This is a genomic window from Micromonospora sp. BQ32 (assembly GCF_059358895.1).
In genome coordinates, this window is the sequence record NZ_JCADBI010000008.1 from 154,244 (window position 1) to 167,814 (window position 13,571).

At 73.8% G+C, this 13,571-nt stretch carries 13 protein-coding genes; 7 read left to right on the top strand and 6 right to left on the bottom strand.

What is annotated here, in order from left to right; all coding sequences use genetic code 11:
• Positions 1-8 precede the first annotated feature (8 nt).
• The gene (locus tag AC5L30_RS17530) at positions 9-923 is read left to right on the top strand and encodes a serine hydrolase (RefSeq protein ID WP_494868460.1); all 915 of its coding nucleotides are present in this window, start codon (positions 9-11) and stop codon (positions 921-923) included.
• Between the two features lie 154 nt (positions 924-1,077).
• Entirely contained in the window at positions 1,078-2,055 is a 978-nt protein-coding gene (locus AC5L30_RS17535) for an MBL fold metallo-hydrolase (RefSeq protein ID WP_494868462.1), read from the top strand.
• Between the two features lie 84 nt (positions 2,056-2,139).
• Here AC5L30_RS17535 and AC5L30_RS17540 read toward each other — a convergent pair whose 3' ends face one another.
• Together AC5L30_RS17540 and AC5L30_RS17545 are read right to left on the bottom strand one after the other, a co-directional pair.
• On the bottom strand, positions 2,140-2,808 hold the full coding sequence (locus AC5L30_RS17540) for a response regulator (protein ID WP_494868463.1): 669 nt from the start codon (positions 2,806-2,808) through the stop codon (positions 2,140-2,142).
• Positions 2,805-3,962 carry a sensor histidine kinase gene (locus AC5L30_RS17545; protein ID WP_494868464.1) on the bottom strand — a complete coding sequence of 386 codons (1,158 nt, stop codon included), beginning with the start codon at positions 3,960-3,962 and terminating at the stop codon, positions 2,805-2,807. Before AC5L30_RS17545 ends, AC5L30_RS17540 begins: the two co-directional genes overlap by 4 nt.
• Before the next feature lie 168 nt (positions 3,963-4,130).
• Between AC5L30_RS17545 and AC5L30_RS17550 the strand changes: the two genes are divergently transcribed.
• The 3 genes from AC5L30_RS17550 to AC5L30_RS17560 are packed head-to-tail and all read left to right on the top strand — an operon-like array spanning position 4,131 to position 8,380.
• Positions 4,131-4,880: an ABC transporter ATP-binding protein gene (locus AC5L30_RS17550; RefSeq protein ID WP_494868465.1), complete on the top strand. Its 750-nt coding sequence runs from the start codon at positions 4,131-4,133 to the stop codon at positions 4,878-4,880.
• Positions 4,874-7,303: an ABC transporter permease gene (locus AC5L30_RS17555; protein ID WP_494868466.1), complete on the top strand. Its 2,430-nt coding sequence runs from the start codon at positions 4,874-4,876 to the stop codon at positions 7,301-7,303. The genes AC5L30_RS17550 and AC5L30_RS17555 overlap by 7 nt, the downstream gene beginning before the upstream one ends.
• A 42-nt stretch (positions 7,304-7,345) precedes the next feature.
• On the top strand, positions 7,346-8,380 hold the full coding sequence (locus tag AC5L30_RS17560) for a hypothetical protein (RefSeq protein WP_494868467.1): 1,035 nt from the start codon (positions 7,346-7,348) through the stop codon (positions 8,378-8,380).
• Between the two features lies 1 nt (position 8,381).
• On the opposite strand, the gene AC5L30_RS17565 is transcribed toward AC5L30_RS17560, so the two are convergent.
• The 4 genes from AC5L30_RS17565 to AC5L30_RS17580 are packed head-to-tail and all read right to left on the bottom strand — an operon-like array spanning position 8,382 to position 11,417.
• Positions 8,382-8,942, bottom strand: a complete 561-nt coding sequence (locus AC5L30_RS17565) for an SOUL family heme-binding protein (protein WP_494868469.1) — start codon at positions 8,940-8,942, stop codon at positions 8,382-8,384.
• 32 nt (positions 8,943-8,974) lie between these two features.
• Positions 8,975-9,724: a YqeB family protein gene (locus AC5L30_RS17570; RefSeq protein WP_494868470.1), complete on the bottom strand. Its 750-nt coding sequence runs from the start codon at positions 9,722-9,724 to the stop codon at positions 8,975-8,977.
• 2 nt (positions 9,725-9,726) lie between these two features.
• Positions 9,727-10,524, bottom strand: coding sequence for an ABC transporter permease (locus AC5L30_RS17575; protein ID WP_494868471.1), 798 nt, complete (start codon positions 10,522-10,524; stop codon positions 9,727-9,729).
• The gene (locus AC5L30_RS17580) at positions 10,521-11,417 is read right to left on the bottom strand and encodes an ABC transporter ATP-binding protein (RefSeq protein ID WP_494868472.1); all 897 of its coding nucleotides are present in this window, start codon (positions 11,415-11,417) and stop codon (positions 10,521-10,523) included. Before AC5L30_RS17580 ends, AC5L30_RS17575 begins: the two co-directional genes overlap by 4 nt.
• A gap of 132 nt (positions 11,418-11,549) precedes the next feature.
• Between AC5L30_RS17580 and AC5L30_RS17585 the strand changes: the two genes are divergently transcribed.
• Both AC5L30_RS17585 and AC5L30_RS17590 read left to right on the top strand, forming a co-directional pair.
• Positions 11,550-12,800: a sensor histidine kinase gene (locus AC5L30_RS17585; protein ID WP_494868474.1), complete on the top strand. Its 1,251-nt coding sequence runs from the start codon at positions 11,550-11,552 to the stop codon at positions 12,798-12,800.
• Positions 12,779-13,492, top strand: coding sequence for a response regulator (locus AC5L30_RS17590; RefSeq protein WP_494868599.1), 714 nt, complete (start codon positions 12,779-12,781; stop codon positions 13,490-13,492). The genes AC5L30_RS17585 and AC5L30_RS17590 overlap by 22 nt, the downstream gene beginning before the upstream one ends.
• Positions 13,493-13,571: the final 79 nt, after the last annotated feature.

Consider the following 13,571-nt stretch of genomic DNA (forward strand, 5'->3'; position numbering starts at 1 on the left):
GTGCTGGCGTGGACGTGGAGGAACGTATCGAGGCCATCTTCGCCGCCGTCGGGGTGACGGCCAGCCTGCACGTGGTGGACGTGGACGCCACCGACCTGACCCCCGGCGGCCTAGCCGACGACGTTCCGGAGATCGGGGTGCGGGCCGACGAGCAGGTGGTGATCGCCTCGATCTTCAAGATCCTTCTGGTGCTGGAGTTCGCCCGGCAGGTCGAGGCCGGCCAGCTGGATCCGACCGAGCGGGTCCTGGTCAGCGCCGCCGACCGGCTCGGTGGGTGGGGTCTGGCCGGCTGCGCCGACGACGCCGAGGTGTCGCTGCGCGACCTTGCGTACTTCGCCATGTCCGTCACCGACAACACGGCCGCCGACCTGCTGCTGCGCCGGGTCGGCCCGGACCTGCTGCCGATGCTCGCCGTCGAGCTGGGGTTGACCCGTACCCGCGTCCTCGGTGGTCCACGTGAGCTGGTCGAGATGATGCTCGCCGACGTGGGCGCCCGGACCGAGGCGGAGTTCGCAAGGATCTTCCCCACGCTGCCGGCCGACCGGGTCCGGGCGATGCGGGTCTTCGACCCCGCGCACACCACGTCCAGCACCGCCCGGGAGATCACCCGGCTGCTCACGCTGATCTGGCGGGACGAGGCCGGGCCGGCGGCGGCCTGCGCGATGGTCCGCACCTGGATGGCCCGGCAGATCTTCTGGACCCGGCTGGCCGCCGGTTTCCCGCCCGGCGTCCGGGTCTCCGGAAAGACCGGCACCCTGCCCGGGTTCCACCTGGAGGCCGGCGTCGCCGAATACCCCGACGGCGGCCGGTACGCGATCGCGGTCTTCGCCCGCGCCGAGCAGTTGACCCCGCGCCGCATCGACGTGGACCTGGCCATCGGGGAGGCTGCCCGCACGGCCGTCGAGGCGCTGCGCGGCGACTGATTTCGCGCACCTCCGAGCGTCGCCGCACCCCCGCCGAGCAGGGCCGATATCCGGTGGCGTATCGAAGCCGACGGCCCTTGATCTTGGACCGCGGCCCGGTGCCGCTGGTTGGCTCGTGGTCGACACATCGCCCGACCACGGGGAGTAGATCCGCATGCCCAGTCTCGACCGCCGCCGCTTTCTGCGCGACGCCGCCGCCACCACCGCCCTGGTCTCCGCCGGTGGACTCGCCGCCGGCGTCGTCACCCCGGCCCAGGCCGCGCCCTCGACCACCGCACCCACGCCGGCCGCTCGCCGCAAGGGGGCGGTCAGCTTCCGCTGGTGGGGTACGGCCGGCTGGCGCGTCGACATCGGCGACCGCACCCTTCTCGTCGACCCGTTCCTCAGCCGGATCGACACCGGGCTGTTCACCGGCGCGTTCCGGACGGACACCCCGTTGACCGTGCGCGCCGACGTGATCGACCCGCGCGTCGACCGGGCCACGACGGTGCTGGTCACGCACACCCACTGGGATCACTTCATGGACGTGCCGTACATCGCCAAGCGCACCGGCGCGCGGGTGTTCGGCACGCTGACCGCGTACCACCTGGGGTTGGCGTACGGGTTGCCGTCGACGCAGCTCAGCGCCGTGAAGGGTGGGGAGGTGCTGGACTTCGGCGACCACAGCGTCGAGGTGGTCGGTTCGCTGCACAGCCGCAACCCGTCGTACTCGGTGGCCTTTCCCGGGGTGCGGGTGACCCCGCCGCCGCAGCCGGCCACCATCGCGGACCTGCCGGAGGGGGACACGCTGGGCTACCTGCTGCGGGTCGACGGCGGCCCGTCGGTCTACTTCACCGGGGCCAGTGACGTCGCCGAGCGGAATCTCACCGGCCTCGCGCCCGACGTGGCGATGGTGGCCATGCAGAACGCCACCACCACCGGCGACTACCTGCCCCGGCTACTGGCCGGCCTCGACTACCCGAAGGTCGTGGTGCCGGTGCACTACGACAACTTCGAGACGGCGTTGCAGAACCCGCCGCCGGTCGCCCCGACCGACCGCACCCGGCTGAACGACATGATCGCGGCGGTGCGCCGGATCTCGCCGCGCAGCCGGGTGCTGGTGCCCGAGTACGAGACCGCGTACCACTTCTGAACAGCGCCGGCGGGGGTCGCCAGGCTGCGACCCCCGCCCCGGTCAGGAGCCGGCCAGCTCAGCCAGGGCCCGTAGGCAACCCGCTCAGCGTAGGCCGCCCGGCCCCACCAGGCCCGTCTCGTACGCGACGATGACCAGTTGCGCCCGGTCGCGTACCGCCAGCTTGGTCAGCAGCCGACCGACGTGCGTCTTGACGGTGGCCTGGCTGAGGTTGAGGTGCGCGGCCAACTCGGCGTTGGACAGGCCCGTGGCGATCAGCGCGAGCACCTGCCGTTCCCGATCGGTCACCCCGTCGAGCCGCCGGGGCAGCGGCCGGGTCGGCTCCGGCTGCCGGGCGAACTCGTCGATCAGCCGGCGGGTCACCGTCGGTGCGAGCAGCCCCTCCCCGGCGGCGACCACCCGGATCCCGGTCAGCAGGTCCGCCGGTGGGGTGTCCTTGAGCAGGAACCCGCTGGCCCCGGCGCGCAGCGCCCCGTAGACGTACTCGTCGAGGTCGAACGTGGTCAGGATGATGACCCGGGTGCCGGCCGTCGCCGGGCCGGCGCAGATCCGTCGGGTCGCCTCGATGCCGTCCATCTCCGGCATCCGGACGTCCATCAGCACCACATCCGGCCGGTGCTGCTCGGCCAACGCGACGGCCTCTACGCCGGTGCCCGCCTCACCGACGGTGGTGCAGTCCGGGCTGAGATCGACCAACAGCCGGAAACTGCCGCGCAGCAACGCCTGGTCGTCGGCGATCAGCACGCGGATCACGCGGCCACCCGGTAGGGGAGGCTGGCCGTCACCACGAAGCCACCGTCGGAGCGCGGGCCGGCGCGGAAGTCCCCGCCGTGCAACGCCACCCGTTCCCGCATGCCGATCAACCCGTGCCCCTCCCCGCCGATCAGGACCGGCCGCTGGCCGTCGTCGGTCACCTCCACCCGCACCTCGTCGGGCAGGACGGTCACCGTGGCCCGGCAGGCGGCCGGCGCCGCGTGCTTCACCACGTTCGTCACCGCCTCCTGCACGATCCGGTACACCGCGAGGCCCACCGACTCCGGCACCGCGCCGGCCGGCTCGTCCCGCCGCACGTCGAGCTGTACGTCGACGCCGCCGATCGCCGCCTGCCGGGCGAGGGCCGGCAACTCGTCCAGCCCGGGCGTCGGCGCGTACGGGCTGTCCTCGCGCAGCACGCCGAGCACCCGCCGCACGTCGGTCAGCGCGGTCCGGCCGGTCTCCTCGATGACGCGGAGCGCGGCCCCCGCCTCGCGGGGGTCGGCCTCGGCGACGTGGTTGGCGACGGCCGCCTTCACCACGATGAGGCTCAGCGTGTGCGCGACCACGTCGTGCAGCTCGCGCGCCACCCGCAACCGCTCCTCGGTGGCCGCCTGACGGATCAGTTGGTCACTCTGCCGGGCGGCGAGGGCGCGTCGCTCCCGGATCAGCCAGCCGATCACCCAGGCCGGCGCGACCATGACGGCGGCGTAGACGACCGCGCCGGTCCGCGACCACAGGTCGCCAGCGGTCAGCACCAGGGCGACGCTCACCAGCGCGAGACAACCGGCGGCGCAGAGCATCGACCGGCGGGTGGGCGTCGAGACGGCCACCGTGTAGAAGGACAGGCCGATGGCGAACGCCGGCGCGGCGGCCGCGAAGTTGGGTATCACCCCGGTGACCAGGGCAACGGTGGCGATGGAGCTGATCACCACGGCCACCGTCATCGGCCACCGTCGCCGGACGGCCAGCGGCAGCCCGAGGGCCATCCCGACCAGCACGGACACCCAGAGCGGCTCGCGTACGCCGCCGTGCAGCGGCGACTCCAGCGCCGCGTACGGGCAGAGCAGCCCACCGACGGCCACCGCCAGCAGGGCGTCCACGGTGTACAGGTCCACCGGCCGCATCCGTCGGGTCAGCAGGAGAGCGGTCACCCGTCGAACGGTATCGGCCGGCTGGGCCGGCCGCGTCCGCCTGCGGGTGGTCATCCCGCAGGACGACGTACCGGCGCCTGCGGGCCTCGGACTCCACCCGGGGGAGGGCCGGAAAGTGCCCGCTCCGGCCCGACGCGCCGTATCCCCGTATTCGGGACCGTAACGGTCATGACCACACACACGGTGACCCTGACGGGGCTGCGCGCGGTGTACGGCACCGGAACCCGGCGGGTGACGGCGCTCGACGGCGTGACCACCAGCTTCGCGAGCGGCACGTTCACGGCGGTGATGGGCCCCTCGGGCTCCGGGAAGTCCACCCTGCTGCACTGCGCGGCGGGGCTGGACCGTCCGACCGAGGGGATCGTCACGATCGACGGCACCCGCCTCAACGACCTCGGCGAGGACGAGCTGACCCGGCTGCGGCGGGACCGGATCGGCTTCGTGTTCCAGGCGTTCAACCTCGTGTCCACGCTGACCGCCGCGCAGAACGTCGAGTTGCCGTCGCGCCTGGCCCGCCGCCGTCGGCCGGCCCGGGACGTCGCCGCCGCCCTCGACGCCGTCGGACTCGCCGACCGGGCCGGGCACCGGCCGAGTGAGCTGTCCGGCGGCGAGCAGCAACGCGTCGCCGTGGCCCGAGCGTTGATCAGCCGTCCGGCGGTGGTCTTCGCCGACGAGCCGACCGGGGCGTTGGACAGCGCGTCCTCCCGGCAGGTGCTCCGGCTGCTGCGGGCGCTCGTCGACGAGCACGGGCAGACCGTGGTGATGGTGACCCACGATCCCGCCGCCGCCGCGTACGCCGATCGGGTCCTTCTGCTGGCCGACGGCCGGGTCGTCGACGAGCTGACCGGCCCGATCACCGCCGCTGTCGTCGCCGCGCGGATCGCCGAGCGGGAAACCGTCGCGGAGTCCTCGTGCTGAGCGTCCGGCGGTCGGCCAGCGCCTTCGTGGCCGTCGCCATCGGGGTCACGCTGGTCGCGGCGGCCACCCTGCTGCTCGCGTCCGGGCGTCCGCAGGTGCCGGACCGGCTGACGCGGGCGGCGGTCGTGGTGCAGAGCCCCGAGGCGGGTGCGTCCGCCGACGAGTTCGTGCCGACCCGGCCCTGGTCGGCCAGCGCGGCGGCGGATCTCGTCGGCAGGCTGGCCGGTCTGCCGGACGTCGTGGCGGCGGTGCCGGACCGGACCTTCTACGCTCAGCCGCTCGTCGACGGCCGACCCTCGGCCGCCGACACCGGGCGGGAGGACGCCTACCAGGGGCACGGCTGGTCCAGCGCCCAACTGGGCAGACTGCGTCTCACGGCGGGCGAGCCGCCCCGGCGGCCCGGCGAGGTGGTCGTCGATCGCGCGCTCGGGCTGCGCGCCGGCGCACCGGTCACCCTGCTGACCGCCGTGGGCCCGGAGCCGTACACCGTCACGGGTCTGGTCGACGGGCCCGGCGTCCATGTCGCGGACGAGGTCGCCGCCGCACTCGCGCCCGGCGTCCGGGCCATCGGGCTGGTGCTCACGCCCGGGGCCGATCCCGAGCGGGTCGCCACGGCGGCTCGCGGAGTCGTCGGCGGCGACGGACAGGTGCTGACCGGTGACGCCCGGGGTGCGCTGGAGCCGCGCGGCGACGCCCGTACCCGTTGGATCGGTATGCAGGTACTCACCGCCACGGCGGCCCTCGCCGGTTTCGTCACGGTGTTCGTGGTCGCCTCGACCTTCGCGTTCACCATCGCGCAGCGCCGCCGTGAGCTGGGCCTGCTGCGCGCCGTCGGCGCCACCGGACGCCAGGTCCGCCGCATGGTGTACGCGGAGGCCCTCACCGTCGGCGTCTCGGCGGGGCTCGTCGGTCTGCTGGTGGGCGCGGCGCTCGCCCCGCTGCTGGGTCGGCTGCTCGTCGATTTCGGCTACGAACCATCGACCTTCCGGGTCCGCTACGAACTCTGGCCGGTCGCGGTCTCACTCGCCGCCGGGCCGGTGATCGCGTTGCTGGCCGTCTGGTCGGCGTCCCGCCGAGCGGCGCGGTTCCGCCCGTTGGAGGCGTTACGCGAGGCCGCGGTGGAACAGCGGCCGATCGGGCGGCTGCGGGCCGTCACCGGGGCGCTGCTCCTGGCGGCGGGGGGCGCGCTCAGTGTTGGCACGGCGACCGCCGACGAGGCTCGGGTGGGGGCGCAGTACGCGCTCTACGCGGTGATGGCGCTGGTGGCCGGTGCCACCGTGCTCGCCCCGGTGGTGGTCGGGCCGCTGGTGCGACTGCTGCGCTCTCCGGTGCGTCGGCCCGGTGGCGCGATCGGGATGCTGGTCCGGGGCGGGGCGTCGACCGCGACCCGGCGGACCGCCGCCATCGCCGCGCCGGTGCTGCTCACTGTCGCGTTCGCGGTGCTGGTGTCCGGGATGGTGCGGACCACCACCGCCGCGTACGCGGCCGGTCGGGCGGACAACGTGAACGCCGGCTGGATCGTCGTGCCGGACCGCGCGCCCGGCCTCTCCGACCGAGCCGTCGCCGCGACCGGTGGCACCGCCCTCCTGCCGACCACCGTCTACCGCACCGACCCCGGAGTGTCGCCGCGGAACCGGCCGATGACCGCGCTGGGCGTGGATCCGGAGGGCTTCGCCGCCGCGAATCGGGTGCTCACCGTCGTCGCCGGCTCGCTGGACGACCTCACGGGCGACGACACGGTGGTGGTCACCGCCTCGGTGAACCGGCTGCCGTCCGAGCCGTACCCGGTGGTCTTCGCCGACGGGACGTCGGTGTCGTTGCGCGTCGTCGCCGTGGTCACCGACACCTCGATCCCCGGCGACCTGCTCGTGCCCCGGGCCGTGGTGCGCGCCCACGACCCGTCGGCGCTGACGTCCACCGTGTACGTCCGGGAGCGAATCGATCCGCCCGTCGGCGCGCGGATCCTCGACGTCCCGGCCTGGGCGGCCGAGGCGGACGCCGCCGAGGATCGCCTCGTCTGGCTCTTCACCCTGCTGCTGATCGGGGTGTCCGCCGGCTACGGGGCCATCGCGGTGGCCAACACGCTGCTGCTGGCTGCCGCCGGGCGGGCCGCGGACCTGCGGCTGATCCGGATGGCCGGGGCGACCCGCCGACAGGTCATCTGGCTGGTCACGGCGGAGTCCGCCCTGGTGGTCCTGATCGGCGCGCTGTTGGGCGGGGCGGTCGCGTTCGTCGGTCTGCTGAGCATCAGTGCCGGCCTCGCCGAGCAGGTCGGTGCCCCCGTCGACCTGGTGGTGCCGTGGTCGGTGGTCGCCGGGGTGGTGGGGCTGTGCCTGCTGCTCGCGGTGCTGTCCAGTGTGCTGCCGACCTGGCGGCTGCTGCGTCACCGTCCCGCCCGGTCACCGGTCGGCCTCGTCGGATGACCGCGCCTCCCAGGAGGGCGGCCGGGCCGCTACCGTCCACGGATGCGATCCGCGCGCCCGGTCGGGCTGCTCCTCTCCGCCGCCGCCGTCGCGCTCTGGGCGTACGGCATGACCACGTGGCAACCGCTGACCGAGCCGATCGGCCCGTGGTCGGAGAGCCTGCCGGGCAACAACGCCTACTGGGCGCGCGATCTGCGGTTCATGGCGATCATGGCGGTGCCGCTCGGGCTGCTGCTGGCCGGCCGGGGGCAGGTGCGGTGGGGCGGTCCGGCGGTGGTGCTGGGCGGCTGCTGGGTCGCCGCCGACGTGGCGATCGACCGGGCCGACCCGATTGGCTCCGACGCGACGGTGCTGCTCGCCGTCAGCGGTTGCGCCGTGCTCGGCGTGGTCGCGGCGATTCTGCTGTGGTGGGAACGGGCCACACCGCCAGCGTGGGACTCCGACACGCAGTCGACAGGGGAGCGCGGCACGCCGTCGGCCGCCGACCGGCGGGTGCTGACCGGCGCGGCCTGCGTGGCCGGGGTGCTGACGCTGGTGGCGGCCGGAATGGAGTCTCCGACCGACCGGGAGCCGGAGCTGAACCAGGGTGCCTTGGCCACCGCGGCGCTGCTGGTGGTTCTGGCCGTCGGCGCCGCGCTGGCGGCGGCTCCGGCCTGGACCCAGGCTCGCCTCGGGCTGGCGGCCGGCCTCACCGTGGTGGCCCTGCTCGGCGTCGGGCTGGTCCGTACCGTGGCGCCCGGCACACGACTCCTGCCGGAGGTCGCCCTCGGAGCGGTGCTGCTCACCGGGGTCACCCTGCTGGCCTGGGACTGGCCGGGCGGCCGGCCGATCTGGCGGCACCACGCCCTGGCCGCGCTCATCGCGCTGGTGGGCCCGGTGGTGTTCCTGGTGGCCACGGCCGTGCCCATGATGATCATGATGCCGATCGGCCCGACGTTCACCGAGCTGGCCGGCAACAGCCCGATCAACGCCGCCGACTCCGACCTGTTGGTCTCCCTGGTCGGGCTGATCGCCGGGCTCGGCATGGCCGTGCTGCTGGCGCGGCCGAGCGTCGAGGACCGTCGGCAGCTCAGGTAGCTCACTCGACGACCGGCAGCACGACCTCGTTGCGGCGCAGAAACCACGGCTTCCACGGCAAGTCGAAGCGCGCGTAGCGGATGGCGCCGGTCGGTTGCAGCCCGGCGGCGGTCACCGACCGACCGAGCATGGTGGCCCGCTGGCTGAACGCCTGCTCCGTCCACCGTCCGGAGAACCGCATCGCCGCCGCCAACCGGGCCGGAACCGCATGGATCCGCACCCGCGGATCCACCGGCTCGGGCAGGGTGGCGGTGGTGAAGGTGGCCGGCATCACGAACTGGATCAGGTACGCGCCCGGCCACTCGCCCTCGATCTGCACCACCGGCACGGTCATCGCGATCTTCTCCGAGCCGGCCGCCGCCATCGTGGGTGCCGCCGAACCGATCGGGTGCCGGGCCCGATTGGCGCCACCGATGTACGCGGCCAGCGGCCGGAACGCCTCGATCGGCGCCCGGGTGAACGACGCCTGGATCTGCATCTCGGCCACCAGGTGGGCGGGGTACCGACGCAGCTCGAAGCCGGGGTGTCGGGACACCACCCGGTACGGCTGCTGTTCGGTCATCGCGCGGCTCCCAGGGTCTGCTGGGACAGACGCTACCGCCCGTCCGCCTCCCGCTCGGCCGAAGTCGGCTGCTCCGGCCCTGCGACGAGGGCTCGACCGGTCAACCGCCAGTACTGCCGCTTGCCCTCGTCGCGCAGCACCACCCCGATCTGGCCCAGCTCGCGGCGCAACTCCCGGGCGTCGTCGCGCCGGTCCCGCTCGATCGCCCGTTCCCGGGCGCGCAGCAGCGCGTCCGCGCCGGCGGGCAACCCGGGCAGGTCCGGTACCCACAGCCGGTACGCCGACCGGTGCGGGTCGTCGTCCGCCCAACCCCAGCCGTGCTCCCGGAACGCCGCCGCCAGTTGCCCGGCCGGCAGGTCCGTCGACTCCCGGACCAGTTCCGCGCCGTCGGCGTCGAGCAGCACCAGGTGCTTGTCGGCGAGGAAGACCACCCGGGTGTCGACCCGGGCGATGGTTCGGTTCTCGTCGGAGCGGCGCAGCCCGACCTGCGCCGCGTCGACGGTGACGATCAGCCGTTCGGCGGTGCCGATCCCGGCGATGACCAGGCCGGCGAGGACACCCACCGTGATGGTGCCGGCGGTGACCTGCGGCTCGGGCAGCCGGTCCAGCCACTCGATCAGGCCGCCGAACGGCACCCAGGGCAGCCGGGCGAGCCAACCCGTCGCCGCCGCGAGGAGCCATCCGGCGCCCGCGCCGAGCAACGGGAAGCCACCCCACAGGACCGCCAGCTCCAGCGGGCCGCCGGTGACCACGGTGCGCGATCGGTAGCCGGCCACGTCCATGGTCAGGACACCTCGCGGCGCAGCGTCCGGAACAGGCCAGCGGCCAGCGGAAGGACCATCCAGACCAGCAGGGAGACCACTATCCGCCCCCACTGCTCGCCGGTGACGGCGTCGCTGCTGAACAACGGTTCCATCGTCTTGCTGGTGTCCAGCCATTCGGACGGACCGCGCAGGGGCTTGACCATCTCGCCGAGCACCCCCCACAGGGTGGGCAGCAGCAGGTAGCCGACGATCGCCAGCGGCGGGTTCAGCAGCAGCAGACCGAAGGCGGCGCCCATCAACACGCTGGTGACCTGGAGGATCGCCGCGTTCAGGATCAGCGACCCGTCGAGCTGCCAGGTGCCCGCACCGCCGGTGGCGGAGGCCACCAGCGTTCCGGCGGCGGCCACGGCCAGGCTGGTCAGCACCGAGGCGAGCGCGGTGAGCATCACGGCGATCAGCTTCGCGGCGACGACCCGCTCCCGCCGGGGCACCAGGGCGTACGTGGTGAGGGCGGTGCGCTGCGACCACTCGCTGGTGATCGACAGGATGCCCAGCACCGGCAGCAGCACCGACACCGGCAGCAGCGAGGGGACGAAGAAGTTGGGGAAGGTCTGGTCGGCGTCCTTGGCGTAGATCAGTTGCAGGGCGACGATCGCCGCGGTGATGAGGCCGATGGTGATCAGCAGCCACCGACCGGCCCGGGTGTCGACGAGCTTGCGCAGCTCCACGAGGGTGAGCCGGAGCAGCGACGGTCGGCGTACCGGAGTGTGGTGCCGGGGCGCGACGGCGCCGGCGGGGGGTGCGGTGGTGGTGGTCATCGAACGGCCTCCTTGGTCGATTCGCCGGCGGTCAGGGTGAGGAAGAGCTGTTCGAGGCCGCCGCCGCTGGCGGGGCGCAGCTCGGCCAGCGCGACGCCGGCATCGGCGGCGGCCTGGCCGACCGCCTCGGCGTCGGCCTGCACGAGCAGCCCCTCCGAGCTGTCGGCGGCGGTCAGGTTGGCCACCTCCAGCGCCCGGCGCAGCGCCGCGCCGTCGCGGGCGCGGACCACCGTGCCGCCGCCGGCCAGCAGCTCGTTCTTGTCGCCCTGGGCCACGATCCGGCCACCCCCGATCACCACCAGCCGGTCCGCGACCGCCTCCACCTCACGCAGCAGGTGGGAGGAGAGCAGCACGGTGCCGCCCCGGTCAGCGAAGTCGCGCAGCAGGCCGCGCATCCAGAAGATCCCCTCCGGGTCCAGGCCGTTGGCCGGCTCGTCGAGGATCAACACCCGGGGGTCGCCGAGCAGCGCGTGGGCCAGCCCGAGCCGTTGGCGCATACCCAGCGAGTACGCCCGTACCCGACGCTTCGCGGCCACCGTGTTCAACCCGACCAGGTCGAGCTTCGCGTCGACCTCACGCCGGTCCAGACCCATGGTGTACGCGGACAGCGTCAACGCCTCGCGGCCGGTGCGTCCGGCGTGCTGGGCGGAGGCGTCCAGCAGCACCCCGACCTCCCGCCCCGGGTTGGGCAGCTCCTGGTACGGGTGCCCGGAGACGGTGGCCCGGCCGGCGGTCGGCGTGGTCAGCCCGCAGATCATGCGCATGGTCGTCGACTTGCCGGCGCCGTTGGGGCCGAGGAAGCCGGTGACGGTGCCCGGCTCGCACTGGAACGACACGTCGTCCACGGCCGGGTGTGGCCCGTATCGCTTGGTGAGGTTCTCCACGGTGATCATGTCGTCGAGTCTGCCCGCGCCGACCGGCCATCCGCTGCGGCCACCGGTCGGTGCCGCGTCGACCTTGGTCGACCGGCGGGTCTCGACTTTGGTAGCTGGTTGCCGGACCCCGATGCTGCCTAGCATGGGCGCGTGACCAGCATCGCCGTCCCGGAGCATCCCTGGCTGCTGCCAGGGGAGCTGGTGGTGCCGGCTGACGTTGGGCGTACGCGTCCGCGCCGCACCACCCGCGACTGGATCGTGGACAGCGTCGCCTTCCTGCTCTCCCTGCTCTGGGTGCTCTTCGTCACCGCGGACGCCCTGTCGCCGGATCCGGCGATGGCGATCCCGCTGCCGCACGACTGGATGACCGGCGTGGACGCGCTGCTCGGTCTGGTCTGCTGCGGGCTGCTCTGGCTGCGCCGACGGTGGCCGCTCGGGCTGCTCGTGGCCACGACACCGCTGACCCTGTTCTCGATGGCGTCCGCCATCCCGCTGCTGATCTTCTACTTCACCGTGGTGGTGCATCGACGGACGGCCATCGCGATCGCGGTCACCGGCGTCGGCCTGGTCACCAACATGGTCTTCAGTTGGGTGCGTCCGGATCCGCACATGTCGTACTGGGCCACCGCGTCCTGGGGCGTGGTGCTCAGCTTCGCCGTGCTGGCCTGGGGGATGTTCGTCCGGGCCCGGCGACAGTTGATCGTGTCGTTGCGGGAGCGGGCCGAGCGGGCCGAGGCGGAGCAGCAGCTGCGGGTCACCCAGGCCCGGCACCTCGAACGCACCCGGATCGCCCGGGAGATGCACGACGTGCTGGCCCACCGGATCTCGCTGCTCAGCCTGCACGCGGGTGCGCTGGAGTTCCGCCCGGACGCGCCGGCCGACGAGGTGGCCCGGGCCGCCGGGGTGATCCGGGGTAGCGCGCACGCCGCCCTGCAGGATCTGCGGGAGGTGATCGGGGTGCTCCGGGCCGAGGAGGGCGGCGGCGACGCACCGGAGCCGCCACAGCCCACCCTCGCCGACCTGCCGGCCCTGATCGCCGAGTCGCGGTCGGCCGGGGTGCGGGTGAACGTCAGCGACAGCGTCGCCAGGCCGGGGGAGGTGCCGGCGGCGCTGGGCCGGGCCGCGTACCGGATCGTGCAGGAGGGGCTGACCAACGCCCGCAAGCACGCGGCCGGCGCGGCCGTCACCGTGGACGTGGCCGGCGGGCCGGGCACCGGGCTGACCGTGGCGATCGGCAACCGGTGGCCGGTCGGCGCACCGGCCGGCGGCACCCTACCGGGTGCCGGCACCGGCCTGGTCGGCATCAGCGAACGGGTCACCCTGGCCGGCGGGCGGCTCGCCTACGGTCGGGACGACAGCGGTGACTTCCGGCTGGCTGCCTGGTTGCCGTGGCCGGCGTGACCGACCCTGCCGGCGCAGCCGGGCCGCCGGTGCGCGTGCTGATCGTGGACGACGACGCGCTGGTCCGGGCCGGGCTCTCGATGATCCTCGGCGGTCTGCCGGACCTGACCGTGGTCGGCGAGGCGGCCGACGGTGGCGAGGTGCCGGCGGCCGTCGCCGCGTACGCCCCGGACGTGGTGCTGATGGACATCCGAATGCCCCGGGTCGACGGGCTGACCGCCACCGAGGCGCTGCGTGCCCAACCGCACCCGCCGGAGGTGTTGGTGCTGACCACCTTCGACGCCGACGAACAGGTGCTGCGGGCGCTCCGCGCCGGGGCGGCGGGTTTCCTGCTCAAGGACACCCCACCGGCGGAGATCGTGCGCGCGGTACGTCGGGTCGCGGCCGGCGAGGCGACGCTCTCCCCGACGGTGACCCGGACGTTGATCGCCCACGTGACCGCCGCCGCCCCCGCCCCGGTCGGTCCGGACCCGCGCCGGGAACGGGCGCTGCGGCTGCTCACCGGGCTCAGCGAGCGGGAGCGGCAGGTGGCGGTCGCGCTGGGGCGGGGCCACACCAACGCGGAGATCGCGGGGGAGCTGTACATGAGCGTGGCGACGGTGAAGGCGTATGTCTCCCGGCTACTGACCCGGCTGGAGCTGAACAACCGGGTCCAGGTGGCCCTGCTCGTGCACGACGCCGGCCTCGTCTGACGCGTGGTTTCGCCGGGCCGAATGGGTCGGGGACACCAACTGGATGAGGTTACACTCATTTCTGGTTGTTCCATCGTTG

What these genes read in the sequence shown, in the direction of transcription:
- AC5L30_RS17535 (WP_494868462.1), top strand. Translation starts at nt 1,078, where the DNA reads ATGCCCAGTCTCGACCGCCGCCGCTTTCTGCGCGACGCCGCCGCCACC.
- AC5L30_RS17550 (WP_494868465.1), top strand. Translation starts at nt 4,131, where the DNA reads ATGACCACACACACGGTGACCCTGACGGGGCTGCGCGCGGTGTACGGC.
- AC5L30_RS17560 (WP_494868467.1), top strand. Translation starts at nt 7,346, where the DNA reads ATGCGATCCGCGCGCCCGGTCGGGCTGCTCCTCTCCGCCGCCGCCGTC.
- AC5L30_RS17565 (WP_494868469.1), bottom strand. Translation starts at nt 8,942, where the DNA reads ATGACCGAACAGCAGCCGTACCGGGTGGTGTCCCGACACCCCGGCTTC.
- AC5L30_RS17570 (WP_494868470.1), bottom strand. Translation starts at nt 9,724, where the DNA reads ATGGACGTGGCCGGCTACCGATCGCGCACCGTGGTCACCGGCGGCCCG.
- AC5L30_RS17575 (WP_494868471.1), bottom strand. Translation starts at nt 10,524, where the DNA reads ATGACCACCACCACCGCACCCCCCGCCGGCGCCGTCGCGCCCCGGCAC.
- AC5L30_RS17580 (WP_494868472.1), bottom strand. Translation starts at nt 11,417, where the DNA reads ATGATCACCGTGGAGAACCTCACCAAGCGATACGGGCCACACCCGGCC.